Below are 18579 nucleotides of genomic sequence, written 5' to 3'. Positions count from 1 at the left end.
CAGGGCTGCCCGAAAACCTAGGATTCTCCATGCCTGAACTGACTGCACCCAAAAACACCCCGTTCCCGTCCGCCTCCCTCCTCGGCTACCCCCGCATCGGCCGCCGCCGCGAACTCAAAAAGGCCGTCGAGGCCTACTGGGCCGGCAGGATCGACGCTGCCGGACTCGACGCCGCCGCCAAGGACATCCAGCTGGCCACCGCCAGGCGCCTGCAGGAACTCGGCCTGACCGAGAGCGCCGCCGTACCCGGCACGTTTTCCTACTACGACCAGGTCCTGGACACCACCGCCCACCTCGGCGCCGTGCCGGCCCGGTTCGGAAACCTCCTGAACGCTGACGGACAGCTGGACATCGACGGCTACTTCACCCTGGCCCGCGGCACCAACGAACAGCAGCCGCTGGAAATGACCAAGTGGTTCGACACGAACTACCACTACCTGGTCCCGGAGATCGGCCCGGAGACGGAATTCTCCCTGGCCTCCACCGCCAAGGTTGACGAGTTCACCTTCGCCCTGGCCAACGGGATCGAAACCCGCCCCTACATCGTCGGCCCGGTCACCTACCTGCTGCTGTCCAAGGCCTCCGACGACGCCCCCGCCGGTTTCGCACCGCTGTCCCGCCTCGAGGACATCCTGCCCGTCTACGTCCAGCTGCTCGACAAGCTCGCCGCCGCCGGCGCCGGCTGGGTCCAGCTCGACGAACCGGCCCTGGTTGTTGACCAGGACACCCCGGCGACGGACATCGAAGCCGCGGTTGCCCGGGCCTACGAGGTCCTGGCCGGCGCAGCCAACCGGCCGCAGATCCTCGTCTCCACGCCCTACGGTTCGCTGGACCACCAGCTGGGCACGCTTGCCGCCACCAATATCGACGCGCTGCACATCGACGTCTTCAAGGGCGCCGTTCCCTCCGCGGCAGCGCTGGCGGGGCTGGGCAACAAGACCCTCGTCGCCGGCGTCGTGGATGGCCACAACATTTGGCGCAACGACCTCGCCGCGTCCGCCGCCAAGCTCGACGCCCTCAAGTCGGCTGCCGGCAGGATCGCCGTCTCCACTTCCACCTCCACCCAGCACGTCCCGCACGATGTCGCCGAGGAGACCCAGCTGTCAGAGCAGCTCCGCAGCTGGCTGGCGTTCTCGGACCAGAAGGCCGTGGAGGTCAAGACCCTGGCGTCCTACCTGGCGGATCCGGCCTCCGTCAGGGCCGCCGTCGACGAGGCAACCGCCGTGATCGCCTCCCGTGCCACGGCCGACGGCGTGCGCCGCGCCGACGTCCGCGCCCGCACCGAAGCCCTGACCGCGGCCGACTTCACCCGGTCCGAGTACACGGTCCGCGAAGCAGCCCAGGAAGAGGCCCTGCACCTGCCGCCGCTGCCCACCACCACCATCGGCTCCTTCCCGCAGACCTCTGAGATCCGCTCCGCCCGTGCCCGCAACACGAAGGGCGAGCTCAGGGACGCACAGTACGAGCAGCTCATGAAGGACGAGATCAAGCGCGTCGTGGACCTGCAGGAAGAGCTGGGCTACGACGTCCTGGTGCATGGCGAGCCCGAGCGCAACGACATGGTTCAGTACTTTGCCGAGAACCTGGAAGGCTTCGACGTCACCGTCCACGGCTGGGTGCAGTCCTACGGCTCCCGCTGCACCCGTCCCTCCATCCTCTGGGGTGACGTGACCCGCAGCGCCCCCATCACGGTCAAGTGGGCAGAATACGCACAGTCGCTGACCGCCAAGCCGATGAAGGGCATGCTCACCGGTCCGGTCACCATCCTTGCCTGGTCCTTCGTCCGCGACGACCAGCCGCTGCGCGAAACCGCGAACCAGGTTGGCCTGGCCCTGCGCGACGAGATCGCCGACCTCGAAGCCGCCGGCATCAGGATCATCCAAGTGGACGAGCCCGCCCTGCGCGAACTGCTCCCGCTGCGCAAGGCAGACCACGCCGACTACCTCAAGTGGTCCGTGGACTCCTTCCGCCTGGCCACCGCCGGTGCCGCCGACGCCACGCAGATCCACACGCACCTCTGCTACTCGGAGTTCGGCGTGATCATCGACGCGATCGACGGCCTGGACGCCGACGTGACCTCGATCGAGGCAGCCCGGTCCCGCATGGAGGTCGTCCACGACCTCGAGTCCCACGGCTTTGGCCGCGGCGTCGGCCCCGGTGTCTACGACATCCACTCACCGCGTGTGCCCGGCGAAGCCGAGGTTACGGAACTGCTCGCCACGGCGGTGAAGCATGTCCCGTCCCGCCAGCTCTGGGTAAACCCGGACTGCGGCCTGAAGACCCGCGGCTACGCTGAGACGGAAGAGTCCCTGCGCAACCTGGTCAAGGCAACCCAGGCGGTCCGCGCGGGCCTGCTGGAAGCAGCGAAGTAAGCAGGCAGAGAAACGAAAGCCGGCTGGTCACCTCGGTGACCAGCCGGCGTCGTGTTTAAAGGGCGGGCTCAGGACTCCCAGACGATCTCGTCGTCCACCACGCCGTCTTCATCCGCCGACGCCACCAGCACCTCGTCCGTAAAGTGCTCGCCCAAGGTGAAGTCCATGACGAAGTAGCGCTCCGGCTGGCCAGGGTAGATCCCCACATGGCCCAGCTTCAGTGCCTTCAGGAAGACCTCGTTGGTGAGCTGGCTGCGGTCCTGGACACCGAAGACCTTCTGCAGGTGCTCGACCTTGAGGGCATTGCAGTGGAAGTGCAGGTACTCCTGCGGGCTGGTGCCTTCCTGTTCCAGTTCCTCGGCGATCATGTCGCGCACCTCGTCCACCAGTTCCGGCAGGAACCGCAGCCGGTAGTCCACTTTGCGGAGCGCAGCTTCATCGAAGTGGTCGTGGGCGGTGATGTTCAGGTCGAGTTCCAGCGGGTGGCCGCGCAGCTCGTGCTTGGCGGCGATGAAGTGATCCCTGCCGTGGTTGAGCTCGATCTCTCCAAAGTGCTGGCTCGCTACCTTGTTCATAGTCTCAACATAGACCCGAAGTGCAGACCATTCCAGCGTTCCGGCCTAATTCACCGCCGTGCGCATCCCGGCGAGTGTTTCGGCCAGCAGATCCACGAAAAGCTGCACCCTGGCCGTCTTCCTGTCGTTGATCAGCAGGGCAAACACGTTGCGTGCCAACCGGATTTCGGGCACGTCCAGCACCACGATGCCCTGCGGTTTGTTCCGCAGGGCCAGTTCCGGGACAAGGGCGGCGCCCAGGCCCGCGGCGGCCATCTCCAGGCTCGCGTGGAAATCGTCGCTGTGCGCCACTACCCGCGGATGCAGGTTGCAGCCGGCGAAGAGCCGTTCAATGACCATCGCGTCGCTGGTGCCGGGGTGGTGCATGATCCAAGGCATCTCCGAGAGGTGGTCCGCGGCCACCTTCGCATCGGCGCGGAAGCCCCAGCCCGCGGGCAGCACCACCCGGAAGTCGTCGTCCCCGATCCACTGCCGGTTGATGGTGTTGGGCCAGGCGAACCCGGTCTGCCCCACCTGGAAGACGACGGCCAGGTCCAGGTCACCGCCCGTGCGCAGGCCCTGGATGGTCTGGCCGGGCTCGGCCACGGACACCCGCAGATCGATGCCCAGGTTCTTCCACGCCGGGTTCTTCAAAATGCGGGGCAGGACGTAGGTGGCCAGGCTGGGAAAGATGCCCAGCCGCAGTTCCTGGCTTTCGGTGTCCTTGGCCCTGGACGCGGCGGCCATCAGCGCCTCGATGTCCGTGAGCACCTTGGCGGCATGGCGGGTCATGACGACGGCGGCTTCCGTGGGGACCACGCTGCGCGCCGAGCGCTGGAAGAGGGTCACGCCCGTCTCCCGTTCCAGCGCCGTCATCTGTTGGGAAACAGCGGAGGCCGTATAGCCAAGCGTCGCGGCCGCCGCCGCGAACGACCCCAGCCGGGTCACTTCCAGCAGGGTTTTCAGATGCACCGGATTCACCACCAGCCCACAGTACTCTGCCGCCTTCCAGCGAAGAAGCTGCAACCCGCACCCATCCAGTGCTCACCGTGTGCCGAATTGCCCTCTGTATAACCATCACTGGCAAATGTTCAGCAGAGGAGCATCAGTTGTCATCCAACCCAGCAGCAAGTGCAGGAGGACGTCGGCGCATCGCCGTGATCGGCAGCGGCGTGGCGGGACTAACGGCAGCCTATGTGCTTAACCGGGAGGACGACGTCACCCTTTTCGAAGCCGATTCGCGGCTGGGCGGCCACGCCCACACGCACGACATGCCGCAGCCTGACGGGACTGTCCTCGGCGTCGACACCGGGTTTATCGTGCACAACGAACGCACGTACCCCACCCTGCTGAGGCTGTTTGCCGAGCTCGGCGTGGAGACCCAGGACTCCGAGATGAGCATGTCCATCCGCTGCGACGGCTGCGGGCTGGAGTACGCCGGCGCACGAGGGGGCGCCCGCGGGATCATCGCCCGGCCGTCCAGCCTTCTTCGTGGCCGCTACCTGCTGATGCTGCTGGAAGTCACCCGTTTCTACCGCAAGGCGCGCGAACTCCTTAAGTCCGTGCCGCCGTCGGCCATCAGCACTGAGGTGGAGGTCCCGGAACTGACGCTCGGCGACTTCCTGGAGCGGGAAAACTTCAGCCCGTACTTCATCTCCCACTTCATGACCCCGGTGGTGAGTGCGGTCTGGTCCTGCGATCCCACCACCGCCCTGGCCTATCCGGCCCGGTACCTCTTCACGTTCCTTGGCCACCACGGCATGCTGGGCATCAAGGGCTCTCCCCAGTGGCGCACCGTCACCGGTGGCTCGGCCCGGTACGTGGAAAAACTCGCCGCAACGCTGAACGATGTCCGGCTCAACACTGCCGTCACTGCCATCCGGCGGCTTCCCGAAGGAGTGGAGCTGGCAACCGCGGACGGGCTGGAAGACTTTGACGCCGTCGTGATTGCCACCCATCCCGCCCAGGCACTCGGGTTCCTGGCCGATGCGACGCCCGGCGAGAAGGAAGCGCTCGGCGGGATGCCGTACTCGGTGAACCACACGGTGTTCCACCAGGACCCGGCTGTCCTGCCGGCAGCGGACAACGCCAAGGCCTCGTGGAATTACCGGCTGCCATCCTGCGACGCCCGCCCGGACAAGGTCCTGGTCAGCTACGACCTGACCCGGCTGCAACGGCTTGTGCACGGGGACGGCCGGCCCTATCTGGTGAGCCTGGGGGAGTCGGAGCTGATCGCCGATGACGCTGTCCTCGAGCGGATGGTGTACGAGCACCCGCAGTACACCCCGGAATCATTGAAGGCCCAGCAGGCCATCACCGCCCTCAGCGACGGCCGGATCGCATACGCGGGGGCCTACCTGGGCTGGGGTTTCCATGAGGACGGCGCCCTCTCCGGTGTCCGGGCGGCCGAGAAGCTCGGACGCTCCTGGCCGGTCGCCCGGCCAGAAGACCCGCAGCACACCTCCGGCGACGGCGAACGGGAACTGTTGTCCGCGGCGGAGCCTGCATGAGCAGCGGGCGCGCCATGAACACCAGTGCAGCCATCTACCGCACCTCGATCTCCCACGTGCGGCGCACCCCACTGAAGAACGCCTTCACCTACCGCAGCTACAGCTGGTTTGTCGACGTCGACCGACTGCCGCGACTCCCGCTCCCGCTCCGGCCCCTGGCGGTCTTCCGCGCCGCCGACCATCTGGGCGACCCGGACGCCAGCATCCGTTCCAACGTGGAGCGCTACCTGCGGACCCAGGGCATCGAGCCCGACGGCGGCCCCATCCACATGCTGGCCAGCGCGCGGGTGTTCGGGTACGTCTTCAACCCGCTGACCCTGTTCTGGTGCTACCGCTCCAGCGGCGAGCTCCAGTGCGTGGTGGCCGAGGTCCACAACACCTACGGCGAGCGGCACTGCTACCTGTTGCAGACGGACCCGGCGGGGCGCGCCTCCGTTCCGAAAGCGTTCTACGTGTCGCCCTTCAACGACGTCGACGGGCAGTACCGGATGAAGCTGCCGGCCCCCGGCGAACGGCTGGCCATCTCGATCGTCCTGGACCGTGTGGGGCACCGGCCGTTCGTCGCCACCATGGATGGGACCCGCCGGCCGGCCACGGTCCGCCACATCCTGGCTGCGGCCTGTGCCGTGCCGGCCGCGCCACTGCTGGTATCCGCCCTGATCAGGGTGCAGGGCGTTAAACTCTGGGCACGGCGCCTGCCCGTCGTCGCAAGACCACACCACCCTTCACAGGAGGCAGTTCAATGACCATGACGGACGACAACGGAATCACGAGGGCTGCCGCGTCCGGGAGCGTCCCGTATACCGTGCCGCAGCCTCCCGCGGTGATCGACGCTGCGGTCTGGCCGGGCATCGCAACGCTTCCGGCCGGCCTCAGGGCCGACGTTGCGGCGCGCATCGCCGCCGGCATCTTCAAAGCCGCGGTCCGCCATCTTCCGCTGGCGGTAAGGTACCCCGACGGCCAGGTCCTCGGATCCGCGCCCGCCGGCGGCCCCGTCATGATCATCCACCGGCCCGGGGACTTCGCCCGCCGCCTGGGCGACGGCGGCCTGATCGGATTCGGCGAGTCCTACATGGCCGGCGACTGGGACGCGGACAACCTCACCGCGGTCCTCGAAGTCTTTGCTGCCCGGGCCGGGACCCTGGTCCCGGAGCCGCTGCAGAAACTTCGGGCCCTGTTCCTGCCGCGCCAGCCCCGCAGCGAACGCAATTCCCTGGAGAACACGCGGTCCAACATCTCCAGGCACTACGACCTCTCCAACGAACTGTTCGCCACGTTCCTCGACCCCACCATGTCCTACTCCAGCGCACTGTTCCCTTCGGTGGAAGGTGCCGTCCTCACCTCTGACCGGGACGGCTTCGCCGCCGCCCAGCAGGCGAAGATCGACCGCCTGCTGGACAAGGCCGCCGTCGGGCCGGGAACCCGGCTCCTGGAAATCGGCACCGGCTGGGGCGAGCTGGCCCTGCGCGCCGCCGCCCGCGGGGCCACCGTCTACTCGGTGACGCTGTCCAGCGAGCAGCAGGAACTTGCCCGGAAACGGGTCGCCGAGGCCGGGTATACCGGCGCCGTCACGATCGAGCTCAAGGACTACCGGGCCGTTGAAGGCGAATACGACGCCGTGGTCTCGGTCGAGATGATCGAAGCCGTGGGCTACCAGTACTGGGCCACGTATTTCCAGACCATTGAGAGGGTCTTGGCGCCGGGTGGCAAGGTGGCCATCCAGGCCATCACCATCGCCCACGACCGCCTCCTGGCCACCCGCACCGGATACACCTGGGTGCACAAGTACATCTTCCCGGGCGGGGTAATCCCCTCCGTCCGGGCCATCGAGGAAGTCACCGAGCAGCAGACCGGGCTGCAGGTGCGCGAACGGCTGGCCTTCGGCGAGCATTACGCCGAGACCCTGCGGCTGTGGGAGGAACGCTTCATGGAGAGGCAGGAAGAGGTTTCGGAGCTCGGCTTCGATACAGTCTTCCAGCGGATGTGGCTGTTCTACCTCTGCTACTCCAGGGCAGGTTTCGCGTCCGGCTACCTGGATGTCCAGCAGATCGTGCTGGACCGGAAGAAAAGTGCTCCCGGGAGCGGGGCCGCGCTGTGACGGCTGCCCTGGCGGAGACCATCGCCGATGCCCTCCGGCCCGTGGTCGGCGGGGACCTGCCCGTCCGCCTGAAGGTGTGGGACGGCTCCGAGGCTGGCCCCGCCAATGCTCCGGTGGTCCGGCTCAACAGCCCCAATGCGATCCGACGCCTCCTGTGGGCCCCGGGGGAACTGGGCGCAGCACAGGCCTACGTCACCGGTGAGCTGGATATCGACGGCGACCTCAACTCGGCCCTGCAGCAGCTGTGGGAGGTGGTGCGGCGCCGCCGCCTGTCCGGGATCCGGCCCACCCCCGCGGTGATCGCCGGCATCGGAAGGATCGCCAGGGCCGCCGGCGCACTGGGCACCCCGCCCGCGCCGCCGGCCACCCAGGCCAAAGTCTCCGGACGCCTGCACAGCCTGATCCGCGACCGCGCGGCGATCAGCCACCACTATGACCTCAGCAACGATTTCTACGGATTGATCCTGGATCCGCAGATGGCCTACTCCAGCGGCTACTGGGCCGAGGCTCCGGGGCCTGGCTACGGGGTCGAGGATGCCCAGCGCGACAAGCTGGACCTGGTGTGCCGGAAGATCGGTCTCGAACCCGGCATGCGGATGCTGGACGTCGGCTGCGGCTGGGGTTCCCTGAGCCTGCATGCCGCACGGCACTATGGCGCCGCCGTTGTGGGCGTCACGCTGTCCGTGGAACAGAAGGCCTTCATTGACGGCCGGATCAGGGAGTACGGACTGGAGGACCGGGTGGAGATCCGGGTACAGGATTACCGCGAGATCCCGGACGGACCCTTCGACGCGGCAGCCTCCCTGGAAATGGGGGAGCATGTGGGGCAGAAGAACTACCCCATCTATGCCAAGGCGCTGTTCGACAACCTGGTGCCGGGCGGCCGGGTCCTGGTCCAGCAAATGTCGCGCCGCGGCCGGCACCCCGGCGGCGGTCCCTTCATCGAATCCTTCATTGCCCCCGACATGCACATGCGCCCGGTGGGCGAGACGCTGGACTTCCTGGAAGGGGCAGGCCTTGAGGTGGAGGGCGTTGAGGGAATGCGGAGGCACTACGTGCACACGCTTGAAGCCTGGTACGCCACGTTCGAGGAAAACCAGGAACGGGCCGAGGCCATGATGGGTCCGGAAGTCGTCCGGGTTTGGCGGCTGTACCTGGTGGGTGCCCTCCGGAGCTTTGCCGAGGGGCGAATGGGCGTGGAGCAGATCCTCTGCAGCAGGCCCGCCCCGCTCTAGCGGGCCCCGCCGCCTGGGCATCCTCGCCCGGGCGTGCTTTTCGTCACCCAAGGGGGTTCCGGAGGTCACTCCGGGACCCCCTTTCCGGTGCCTGCGGCCACCTTGGCGGAGGCGCGACACGCCGTCTTTTCCACGACACGCTGGCCGTTAAATGTGGCTAAGTACTCCACAGGATGTGGATTCCGTCCGCAAAAACGCCGGGATTCCGGACATTTTGAAGGCTCCTCCCTGTGGATTAAAGGTGCATTAAATGACATACTTGTAATACATCATCTTGGGGTTCCGAAGAGGCGCCTGCACTACATGTAGTATCTACATACAGCTTGGACGGGGACACCGAACCAGCGAAGATTTCGACTAAGGGGACAGCGACAATGACCGTAACGGTTTACACGAAGCCTGCTTGTGTTCAGTGCAACGCCACCTACCGTGCTCTCGACAAAAAGGGCATCACCTACCAGAGCGTGGACATCTCCCAGGACGCCGAAGCCCTCGAGCGCCTGAAGGCACTTGGCTACATGCAGGCACCCGTTGTGGTCACGGACCAGGACCACTGGTCAGGCTTCCGTCCCGACAAGATCGAGGAACTTGCCCTCTCTGCTGTCACCTCCGTGGCTTAGGAGCCACATCTTTCCATCCGGCAACCGTCAACCAGCTGAGGTGACTCCCATGGCATCACCCACAGCGCAGCAGGACCACGCGGCTTCACTGCACGCGGTTTCCGGACACGCGGCTCAGCGCGTGGGTGGTTCACAGCCGGCCCGTCCATACAGTGACCCGGAGCCGGTCCTAACCAGCAGCCGGCTCATCTACTTTTCCTCGGCATCCGAGAACACCAGCCGCTTCGTCTCGAAGCTGGGCCGCGAGGTGGCCCGGATCCCGCTCTATGCAAAGGACGCACCCCTCCTCGCCACCCGGCCGTTCGTGCTGGTGGTGCCTACCTATGGCGGCACCGGGGGAGAGGGGTCCGTTCCCAAGCAGGTCATCCGGTTCCTGAACAACCCGCAGAACAGGGAGTTGCTCCGCGGGGTCATCGGGGCCGGGAACACGAATTTCGGGGACAACTACTGCCTGGCAGCGGACATTATCGCCGCCAAATGCCAGGTGCCCCACCTTTATCGATTTGAACTAATGGGCACGCCAGAAGACGTGGCCCGCGTAAACAAGGGATTGGACACGTTTTGGACACGACTGTCGCAGACACAGAAGTAACCAGGGCCCAGAAGCCCGAGATGCCGGCTGCCTTCAAGGGCCTTGGCTACCATGAGCTGAACGCCATGCTGAACCTGTACGGTCCCAACGGCGAGATCCAGTTCGGCGCTGACCGCGAGGCGGCCCACCAGTACTTCCTGCAGCACGTGAACAACAACACCGTGTTCTTCCACGACCTGGAGGAGAAGCTCGACTACCTGGTGAAGAACCAGTACTACGAGCGCGAGACGCTGGACCAGTACACGATGAACTTCATCCGGGACCTGTTCAACCGCGCCTACAAGAAGAAGTTCCGCTTCGAGACCTTCCTGGGCGCGTTCAAGTTCTACACCTCCTACACGCTGAAGACGTTCGACGGCAAGCGCTACCTGGAGCGCTACGAGGACCGCGTCTGCATGGTGGCCATGCACCTGGCCCGCGGCAACGAGGAGCTGGCCACCCGCCTGGTGGACGAGATCATCGACGGCCGCTTCCAGCCGGCTACGCCCACGTTCCTGAACGCCGGCAAGGCCCAGCGCGGCGAGCTCGTCTCCTGCTTCCTGCTGCGCATCGAAGACAACATGGAATCGATTGCCCGCGGCATCAACTCCGCGCTGCAGCTTTCCAAGCGCGGCGGCGGTGTGGCCCTGTCGCTGACCAACATCCGCGAGCACGGCGCACCCATCAAGCAGATCGAGAACCAGTCCTCCGGCGTCATCCCCGTGATGAAGCTCCTCGAAGACAGCTTCTCCTACGCCAACCAGCTCGGTGCCCGCCAGGGCGCCGGCGCCGTGTACCTGCACGCCCACCACCCGGACATCTACCGGTTCCTGGACACCAAGCGGGAGAATGCCGACGAGAAGATCCGCATCAAGACGCTCTCCCTGGGCGTCGTCATCCCGGACATCACGTTCGAGCTGGCCAAGAAGAACGAGGACATGTACCTCTTCTCGCCGTACGACGTCGAACGCGTCTATGGCATGCCGTTCTCTGACGTCTCGGTCACCGAGAAGTACTACGAGATGGTGGACGATTCCCGGATCAAGAAGACCAAGATCAGCGCCCGCGAGTTCTTCCAGACCCTCGCGGAGATCCAGTTCGAGTCCGGCTACCCGTACATCATGTTCGAGGACACCGTGAACCGGGCCAACCCGATTGCCGGCAAGATCACCATGAGCAACCTGTGCTCGGAGATCCTGCAGGTTTCCACGCCCTCGATCTACAACGAGGACCTCACCTACCAGACCGTTGGCAAGGACATCTCCTGCAACCTCGGGTCCATGAACATTGCCAAGACGATGGATTCGCCGAACTTCGGTGCTTCCATCGAGACGGCCATCCGCGCACTGAGCGCGGTGTCGGACATGTCCTACATCAACTCGGTGCCGTCCGTGGCCGAGGGCAACGCGAAGTCCCACGCCATCGGCCTGGGCCAGATGAACCTGCACGGCTACCTGGCCCGCGAGCGGGTCCACTACGGCTCCGAAGAGGGCCTGGACTTCACGAACATCTACTTCTACACCGTGCTGTTCCACGCACTGCGCGCCTCCAACAGGCTGGCCATCGAAACCGGCCAGACGTTCGGTGGGTTCGAGAACTCGAAGTACGCGTCGGGGGAGTTCTTCGACAAGTACACCGAGCAGGAGTGGCTCCCCGAGACTGAGCGCGTCCGCGAGCTCTTTGCCGGCCACCACATTCCCACCCAGGATGACTGGCGCGAGCTGAAGGCCTCCGTCATGGAGCACGGCATCTACAACCAGAACCTGCAGGCCGTCCCGCCGACGGGCTCGATCTCCTACATCAACAACTCGACGTCCTCCATCCACCCGGTGGCGGCCAAGATCGAGATCCGCAAGGAAGGCAAGATCGGCCGCGTCTACTACCCGGCGCCGTACCTCACCAACGACAACCTGGACTACTACCAGGATGCGTACGAGATCGGGTACGAGAAGATCATCGACACCTACGCCGCTGCCACGCAGCACGTGGACCAGGGCCTGTCCCTGACGCTGTTCTTCAAGGACACCGCCACCACCCGCGACATCAACAAGGCCCAGATCTACGCCTGGCGCAAGGGCATCAAGACGCTCTACTACATCCGCCTCCGCCAGCTTGCGCTGGAAGGGACTGAAGTTGAGGGCTGCGTCTCCTGCGCACTTTAATCTTCAACTAAATTTCACGTACGACGGCGGGTGCCCGCCCGCCGTCGTACGCTTTAACTTAGAGAACCACCCAACAATGAGGGGATGACATGACCGAAAAGGTCAAGCTTCTGAGCCACGTCGAGGCCATCAACTGGAACCGCATCCAGGACGACAAGGACGTGGAGGTCTGGAACCGCCTGGTCAACAACTTCTGGCTGCCGGAGAAGGTGCCGCTGTCCAACGACGTGCAGTCCTGGAACACGCTGACGCCTGCCGAGCAGCAGCTCACCATGCGCGTGTTCACCGGGCTGACCCTGCTGGACACCATCCAGGGCACCGTCGGGGCTGTCTCCCTGATCCCGGACGCGCTGACCCCGCATGAGGAAGCCGTCTACACGAACATCGCGTTCATGGAGTCGGTGCACGCCAAGAGCTACTCCTCCATCTTCTCCACGCTGGCCTCCACCAAGGAGATCGACGAGGCGTTCCGTTGGTCCACCGAGAACGAGAACCTTCAGAAGAAGGCGCAGATCGTCATGGACTACTACCAGGGCGATGACCCCCTGAAGCGCAAGGTGGCCTCCACGCTGCTGGAAAGCTTCCTGTTCTACTCGGGCTTCTACCTGCCCATGTACTGGTCCTCGCGCGCCAAACTCACGAACACTGCCGACCTGATCCGCCTGATCATCCGCGATGAGGCCGTGCACGGCTACTACATCGGCTACAAGTTCCAGCGCGGCCTGGAGACTGTGTCCGAGGAGCGCCGCCAGGAAATCAAGGACTACACGTTCGAGCTGCTCTTCGAGCTGTACGAGAACGAGGTCCAGTACACGCACGATCTGTACGACGGCGTGGGGCTGGCCGAGGACGTCAAGAAGTTCCTGCACTACAACGCCAACAAGGCGCTGATGAACCTGGGCTATGAGGCGATGTTCCCGGCCTCGGTGACGGACGTGAACCCGGCGATCCTTTCGGCGCTGTCCCCGAACGCGGACGAGAACCACGACTTCTTCTCGGGCTCCGGTTCGTCCTACGTGATCGGCAAGGCCGTCAATACTGAGGATGAGGACTGGGACTTCTAAGCTGCTGCTTATCTGTCGAGCGCGGGCTAGATGTACATCTGGATCCTTCGGATGTACATTTAGTCTATGTCGACCATCAACATTACGGACGCGCGCTCACATCTGCCGGAACTGATCGAGAAAGCCGAATCTGAGCCGGTATTCATTGAGCGGCGGGGGCATCGGGCGGCTGTGCTTGTATCGCCAGAGCGTTACGAGCAATTGCTTGAAGCCTTGGAAGAAGTCGAAGACATTGCAGCGTTCGATGCAGCAATGGCGGAAGAAGGCGAGAACATTCCCTGGATACAAGTGAAGGCGGATCTGGGCTGGGCATGAGCCCCTACCGAATTGAACTAAGGCCGGCAGCTGTACGAGCACTTAGGAAAATTCACCCTGAAGACCAAGCGCGCATTCAAGGTGCGATCGCTCTTCTCGGGCAGGACCCGCGGCCGCCCAAAGCAATTGCTTTGAGCGGCCGTCCTGGTTATAGGGTCCGTGTCGGTGACTACCGGATTATCTACACCATCCACGATGACGTGCTCCTGGTCGTGGTGGTAAATCTTGGGCACCGGCGGGACGTCTACCAAAAGTGATTGTCCCGCCGGCGCGGAACCAACGCTCTTATGCGGTAGCTAGCCGGTTCCGGCCTGTCCGGTCCAGTCCTCGAAGGATCAGCTCACCAGCAACTCCGAGGCCGAGCAGCGTCAGGAGGGTGCCGTTCCGGGCGGAGCTGGCGGCGATATACGTGTTCTGCGTGGCTGTGATAGCAGCAATATCGTTGGCGTACCAACCGTTGACCACCGACTGCTGTGGCGCTCCCTTTGTTTCCCCGTTATTGACATCGTTCTTGACGCTTGCAGCAGCGAGGTCGGACTTCCACTTGGAAGGGCTGCCGGCGTCGACAGCAGCAGGCCCGGTGCCGACCCAGGTCAAGATGAACAACAATCCGAGGACTGCGCCCAAGATGACACGGGCCAACTGGATTGGCCCTGCGGACGCTGCAAATTTCCTAATCTGGCCTTTACCTTTGCCGACGTTCACTTGGGGAGCGCTCTCCGGGGCCGGAGGAACGGCGGGGTTGTTGTAGCTTGAAGGCGGATCGTAAGACGACATAGTTTTCCCATTTCGTGATGTGTTGTTTGCTGCCCGTTGGCAGAAGTTCTAGGTGCTAAAGGCGGGCGTCAGCGAAGCGCGGAGCCATCGACTCCATCTGCTCCATAACCAACTTGATGGCCTCCGGCTGCTTGTCCGGCGGATAGCCGAACCGCACCAGGAGCCGCTTGATCGAGGACCGAAGCTTCGCGCGGACGTCATCGCGCACGGTCCAGTCCGTCCGGACATCGCGCCGCATCACGGACACCAGCTCGCGGGCAATGTCTGCCAGGACGCCTTCGCCTTGGACCTCCACCGCGGACTCGTTCTGCGCCACAGCATCATAAAAGGCCAGCTCGTCCGAATTCAGCGGGGGAGTGAACTGCTGGCCTCGCTTACCTTCGGCAGCCACTTCACGCGCCAGCTCCACCAACTCCGCAATCACCTCGGCAGATGTCAGCTGCTGGTTCGTGTACTTCTTCATCAGCTCGGTGATCCGCTCCGAGAACGCGCGCTGCCGGATTACGTTGTTCCGCGTGGAAGATGCAGACTCATCGGCAATGAGCTTTCGCAGCGCCTCGATGGCTAGCTGTGGGTTCCGTGCCTTCTGGGTCTTGGCGATGAACTCGGGTGTAAGGTCATCCAGCGACGGCTTGGGCATGCCGGCGGCCTCGTAAATGTCGAGCACTTCACCGGAGGAGGTGGCGGAAGCAATGAGGTTCCCCAGCAGCCGCTGGATCTCCTCAGGCACTGGTTCACCGCTGGCCTGCCGGTCGGCGGCGTCGTACTTCGCCATCCAGACACGGATCTCCTCATACACCTGGATCTCAGGACGCAGCTCGGCCAGGGTGTCCGATCCGGAGCACAGCGCCCATGCCCGCGACAGCTGGCCGGAGAACTTGCGGTACCTCGCTGCAACCGACTCCTCACCGTCGGCAGGCTGATTACCGGGAGTACCAGGATTCCGCAGGTAACTGACTGCGCCAGTCACCGCGTTGAGAAACGACTTCGGGCCGCCCTTCATCAGCACGGACTTCCAGTCATAGCCGGCCAACAAGGACCGCAGCGCCTCCACCAAGGACACCGTCAGCCCTACAGCCTCGTCGATGTTCTTGCCCACTGGCTTGTTCGCCTGATCAGACTGCGTATACTCGCTCAACGCCTTGGACAGGTTCTCGGCAAGCGGTGCATACGCCACCAGCAGCCCGTCCTCTTTGCCGCGGAACGTGCGGTTGACCCGGGCAAGCGTCTGCATCAGCAGCGCGCCCTTGAGCGGCCGGTCCAGGTACAGGGTGTGCAGCGGCGGAGAGTCATAGCCCGTGAGCATCATGTCCTTCACGATCACCAGCTCCAGCTCGTCGTCGACGTCCCTGAGCCGCTCCTTCACCTGGGCATTCAGGGAATCGCGGCGGACATGATCTGACACCGGCGGCACATCGGTCGCGTCGCCCGAGTACACCACCTTGATCTTGCCCTTCGACAGGTCATCCGAATGCCACTCAGGTCGCAGTGCCACGATGGCCGAGTAGAGGTTCGCGCAGATCTCCCGCGTCCCGCCCACGATCATCGCCTTGCCCGGCGCCTCGATGAACTTGCCCATCCGTTCGCGCCGGTTCTCCCAGTGCGCCACCAGGTCCTCGGCCAAGGCGGCGATGCGCTGCGGCGCACCATAGACGGCGTTCACGACGGCGACACTCGCCTCGATGCGTGCGCGTTCCGTATCGTCGAGCCCTAGCGTCAGCTCGTCCGCTGACTTGTCGAGGTCCTCCTCCGTGACGCCTTCGGAAAGTCCTACCTTGATCAGCCGCGGCTCGAAGTACACGGGCACGGTGGCGCCGTCTTCCACGGCCCGGGACAGGTCGTAGATGTCGATGTAATCGCCGAAGACATCCTGGGTGTTCCGGTCGTCGAACGAGATCGGCGTTCCGGTGAAGGCAATCAGGGTCGCATGGGGGAGTGCATCACGCAGGTGCCGGGCATAGCCGTCCAGGTCGTCGTAGTGCGAGCGGTGTGCCTCATCGACTACGACGATGATGTTGCGGCGGTCGGACAGTAGAGGGTGGTCAGCGCCGGCCTCCTTTTCGGACCTGCTCCGGCCGAACTTCTGGAGTGTGGTGAAGTAGATGCCGCCGGTTGTCCGGTTGCTTAGCTCGTCTCGCAGCTCGGACCGTTTCTTGATCTGCTTTGGTTGCTCGGCGAGGAGCAGGCTGCGGTCGAAGCTTTCGAACAGCTGGCCGTCGAGCTCGTTCCGGTCGGTAATGACGACGACGGTGGGGTTCTTGAGCTTTGGCTGGCGGGCCACCATGTTGGCGTACAGTTCCATCTCCATGGACTTGCCCGACCCCTGGGTGTGCCAGACGACGCCGGCCTTGCCGTTGCTTTCCACTGCCTGGATGGTGCTGGCCACTGCCTTGGTTACGGCGTAGTACTGGTGCGGCTTGGCAATCCGCTTGGCCAGGCCACCGGATCCTTGGTCGAACGCGGTGAAGTTGCGGACCAGCTGCAGGAAGCGCTCCTGGTTGTAGAGCCCGTCCAGCGCGGTGTCGAGTGCGGTGACCGCGTCGCCGTCCACCATGTAGCCCTGGGGGACGGGCGCGCCATCGTCGTCAACGTTCCACGGTGAGAAGTGGTTGAAGGCGGTGAACGGCGTCCCGTACTTGGCCTGGATCCCGTCGCTGGCAAGCGTGAAGACGCAGAAGCAGAACGCCATGGGGAATTCGCGGAGGTACGTCTGGAGCTGGGCGTAGGCGCCGGGGAGGTCGGCGTGGGCGCTGCCGGCCTTCTTGAGTTCGATGATGCTGACGGGCATGCCGTTGCAGTAGAGCACGATGTCGAAGCGTCGTTTGTAGTCGCCCTGAACCAGGGTGACCTGGTTGACGGCGAGCCAGTCATTCTGGTCCGGTGCCTGGCTGAGCAGCCGAATAGTCGGGTTGGCTTCGTTGCCGTCGGAGTCGATATAGGTCAGCCGGTAGCCGTCGACCAGGCAGTTGTGGATCCGATGGTTCTCAGCCATCGCATCGATTGACTTCGGTGATGCGATTTCCGCCAGAGCCTGCTGCAGATACTGGACGGGAACCTCGGGATTGAGCCGCTCGAGGGCGGCGAGGAGACGCGGCCGGATCAGTAGCTCGGACCAAGACTCGCGTTCCCCGGTGCCGGGCGCAAGGGCCTGGCCCTCCATGGGCTTCCAGTCCAGCTCGCCGAGCCGTTCCTTCGCGGCGCCTTCCCAGTCGGCTTCGGAAAAGGCTACTGCTGGTGCTGTCACGGTTGTTCCCCCTGGTTGACCGGATCGTTGAGCAAAAGGTCGCGCGAAACTGGCTCCACGTCAGAATGGTCACCTAATGCAAGGCTAAGATCAGCCGGCCCAATTGGAGCTAATGCCGGTTCATTCGCGACGCCATATGGGATATGTACACCTGCTGCGTAAGACGACGCCGGTATGAGATGAGTGGTTTGATCATCGAAGAAAATATGAGGTTGCATCACCTTCAACACACGGGACTTCTCAATCCCGCCAAGGAAGAACGCATCATTCACCGTGACTCCCCAGGCAGCGAGGGACCGGACCGCACGCTCGTGCGCAGGTGCACTTCGTGCGGTCACCAGGGATATACGGAGCCGCGGCTGGTAGCTGGAGTCTTCTTTCTGTTTCGCCGACTCCAGGCCCTGGATCAGGTTCAGGTCCTGAAGAAGATTCTTCAGGGGGCCAGGGATCAGTGCGCGGTCGAGATTTTCGGCCTCGTATGCGAGGTATTCTGTCAGGTCGCCCGCCGCTTTATAAACGCGTTCGGACTCATCGTCACCGAGGACACCGTCGAAGTCGAAGGCCACCCGGAGAGACGGATCAGTAGTGTCGTAAACCGCCGATGACGGAAGAACGTGACCAGCGGGATATCCCAAACGCGTTGCAGAATCGACGTCAGACCGATTTCCGGACAGGAAGAGGGACATGTCAAAGGCTTCTATGTACTGATAGGGGGCCTCCCCTTGTGTGAACACTGCCCTCGAAATCCCCAAACCATGGGACTTGACAGAGCGGAGCACGCGCAGGCCGGTTGAAGGATCGTTTTTCGACAGGACGATGACTTCGACCAATGGGTTATCGGCGTCGCGTAAGTCATTCAAGCTCAGCAATCTCTGGATGAACGGGAAAGCAACACCGGGAAGTAGGCAGTCATCGATGTGTTCATCCTGGTACTGGCGATATGCTTCTTCACCGTTCTCGCGGAAGTAGGCGTCCGATTCGGCCAAATCAAAAAGGGCGCTGGAAGCAACGCCGACAACCAGCCGGTTCGTCAATTCGTATGCCATTATGGTCGCTC

At 63.9% G+C, this 18579-nt stretch carries 16 protein-coding genes; 11 read left to right on the top strand and 5 right to left on the bottom strand.

Going from position 1 to position 18579, the window contains the following annotated elements; all coding sequences use genetic code 11:
• Positions 1-29: 29 nt before the first annotated feature.
• On the top strand, positions 30-2372 hold the full coding sequence (metE, locus tag AC3IMC_RS03435) for a 5-methyltetrahydropteroyltriglutamate--homocysteine S-methyltransferase (RefSeq protein WP_490917035.1): 2343 nt from the start codon (positions 30-32) through the stop codon (positions 2370-2372).
• 68 nt (positions 2373-2440) lie between these two features.
• Here metE and AC3IMC_RS03430 read toward each other — a convergent pair whose 3' ends face one another.
• Both AC3IMC_RS03430 and AC3IMC_RS03425 read right to left on the bottom strand, forming a co-directional pair.
• Positions 2441-2947: a DUF2004 domain-containing protein gene (locus AC3IMC_RS03430; RefSeq protein WP_490917034.1), complete on the bottom strand. Its 507-nt coding sequence runs from the start codon at positions 2945-2947 to the stop codon at positions 2441-2443.
• Positions 2948-2992: 45 nt separating this feature from the next.
• Positions 2993-3910, bottom strand: a complete 918-nt coding sequence (locus AC3IMC_RS03425) for a LysR family transcriptional regulator (protein WP_490917033.1) — start codon at positions 3908-3910, stop codon at positions 2993-2995.
• Between the two features lie 125 nt (positions 3911-4035).
• Here AC3IMC_RS03425 and AC3IMC_RS03420 point away from each other — a divergent pair, with 125 nt between their 5' ends.
• The 10 genes from AC3IMC_RS03420 to AC3IMC_RS03375 all read left to right on the top strand — a co-directional run bounded on the left by AC3IMC_RS03420 (position 4036) and on the right by AC3IMC_RS03375 (position 13758).
• Positions 4036-5436, top strand: a complete 1401-nt coding sequence (locus AC3IMC_RS03420; protein WP_490917032.1) for an NAD(P)/FAD-dependent oxidoreductase — start codon at positions 4036-4038, stop codon at positions 5434-5436.
• Positions 5437-5450: 14 nt separating this feature from the next.
• Positions 5451-6182, top strand: coding sequence for a DUF1365 domain-containing protein (locus tag AC3IMC_RS03415; protein ID WP_490917113.1), 732 nt, complete (start codon positions 5451-5453; stop codon positions 6180-6182).
• Positions 6179-7534: a class I SAM-dependent methyltransferase gene (locus tag AC3IMC_RS03410; protein WP_490917031.1), complete on the top strand. Its 1356-nt coding sequence runs from the start codon at positions 6179-6181 to the stop codon at positions 7532-7534. The genes AC3IMC_RS03415 and AC3IMC_RS03410 overlap by 4 nt, the downstream gene beginning before the upstream one ends.
• A complete protein-coding gene (locus AC3IMC_RS03405) occupies positions 7531-8769 on the top strand; it encodes a class I SAM-dependent methyltransferase (protein WP_490917030.1) in 1239 nt (412 codons plus the stop codon). Before AC3IMC_RS03410 ends, AC3IMC_RS03405 begins: the two co-directional genes overlap by 4 nt.
• A 374-nt stretch (positions 8770-9143) precedes the next feature.
• A complete protein-coding gene (gene nrdH, locus AC3IMC_RS03400; protein WP_043451057.1) occupies positions 9144-9389 on the top strand; it encodes a glutaredoxin-like protein NrdH in 246 nt (81 codons plus the stop codon).
• Between the two features lie 121 nt (positions 9390-9510).
• Positions 9511-9981, top strand: coding sequence for a class Ib ribonucleoside-diphosphate reductase assembly flavoprotein NrdI (gene nrdI / locus AC3IMC_RS03395; protein ID WP_490917112.1), 471 nt, complete (start codon positions 9511-9513; stop codon positions 9979-9981).
• 20 nt (positions 9982-10001) lie between these two features.
• Complete coding sequence (nrdE, locus tag AC3IMC_RS03390) at positions 10002-12122, top strand: class 1b ribonucleoside-diphosphate reductase subunit alpha (RefSeq protein ID WP_490917029.1); 2121 nt, start codon at positions 10002-10004, stop codon at positions 12120-12122.
• 89 nt (positions 12123-12211) lie between these two features.
• Positions 12212-13186, top strand: coding sequence for a class 1b ribonucleoside-diphosphate reductase subunit beta (gene nrdF, locus AC3IMC_RS03385; RefSeq protein WP_043451063.1), 975 nt, complete (start codon positions 12212-12214; stop codon positions 13184-13186).
• A gap of 66 nt (positions 13187-13252) precedes the next feature.
• Positions 13253-13501, top strand: a complete 249-nt coding sequence (locus tag AC3IMC_RS03380; protein ID WP_490917028.1) for a type II toxin-antitoxin system Phd/YefM family antitoxin — start codon at positions 13253-13255, stop codon at positions 13499-13501.
• On the top strand, positions 13498-13758 hold the full coding sequence (locus tag AC3IMC_RS03375; RefSeq protein WP_490917027.1) for a type II toxin-antitoxin system RelE family toxin: 261 nt from the start codon (positions 13498-13500) through the stop codon (positions 13756-13758). Before AC3IMC_RS03380 ends, AC3IMC_RS03375 begins: the two co-directional genes overlap by 4 nt.
• Before the next feature lie 28 nt (positions 13759-13786).
• Here AC3IMC_RS03375 and AC3IMC_RS03370 read toward each other — a convergent pair whose 3' ends face one another.
• The 3 genes from AC3IMC_RS03370 to AC3IMC_RS03360 form a co-directional block, all read right to left on the bottom strand.
• A complete protein-coding gene (locus AC3IMC_RS03370) occupies positions 13787-14107 on the bottom strand; it encodes a hypothetical protein (protein WP_490917026.1) in 321 nt (106 codons plus the stop codon).
• 226 nt (positions 14108-14333) lie between these two features.
• Complete coding sequence (locus tag AC3IMC_RS03365; protein WP_490917025.1) at positions 14334-17522, bottom strand: type I restriction endonuclease subunit R; 3189 nt, start codon at positions 17520-17522, stop codon at positions 14334-14336.
• Entirely contained in the window at positions 17519-18568 is a 1050-nt protein-coding gene (locus AC3IMC_RS03360; protein ID WP_490917024.1) for a 5'-nucleotidase, read from the bottom strand. The genes AC3IMC_RS03365 and AC3IMC_RS03360 overlap by 4 nt, the downstream gene beginning before the upstream one ends.
• Between the last annotated feature and the right edge of the window lie 11 nt (positions 18569-18579).

The sequence above is a fragment of the Arthrobacter sp. E70 genome (assembly GCF_058266945.1).
The sequence above is the reverse complement of the archived record's forward strand: the minus strand, read 5'-3'. Positions and strand labels throughout refer to the sequence as shown.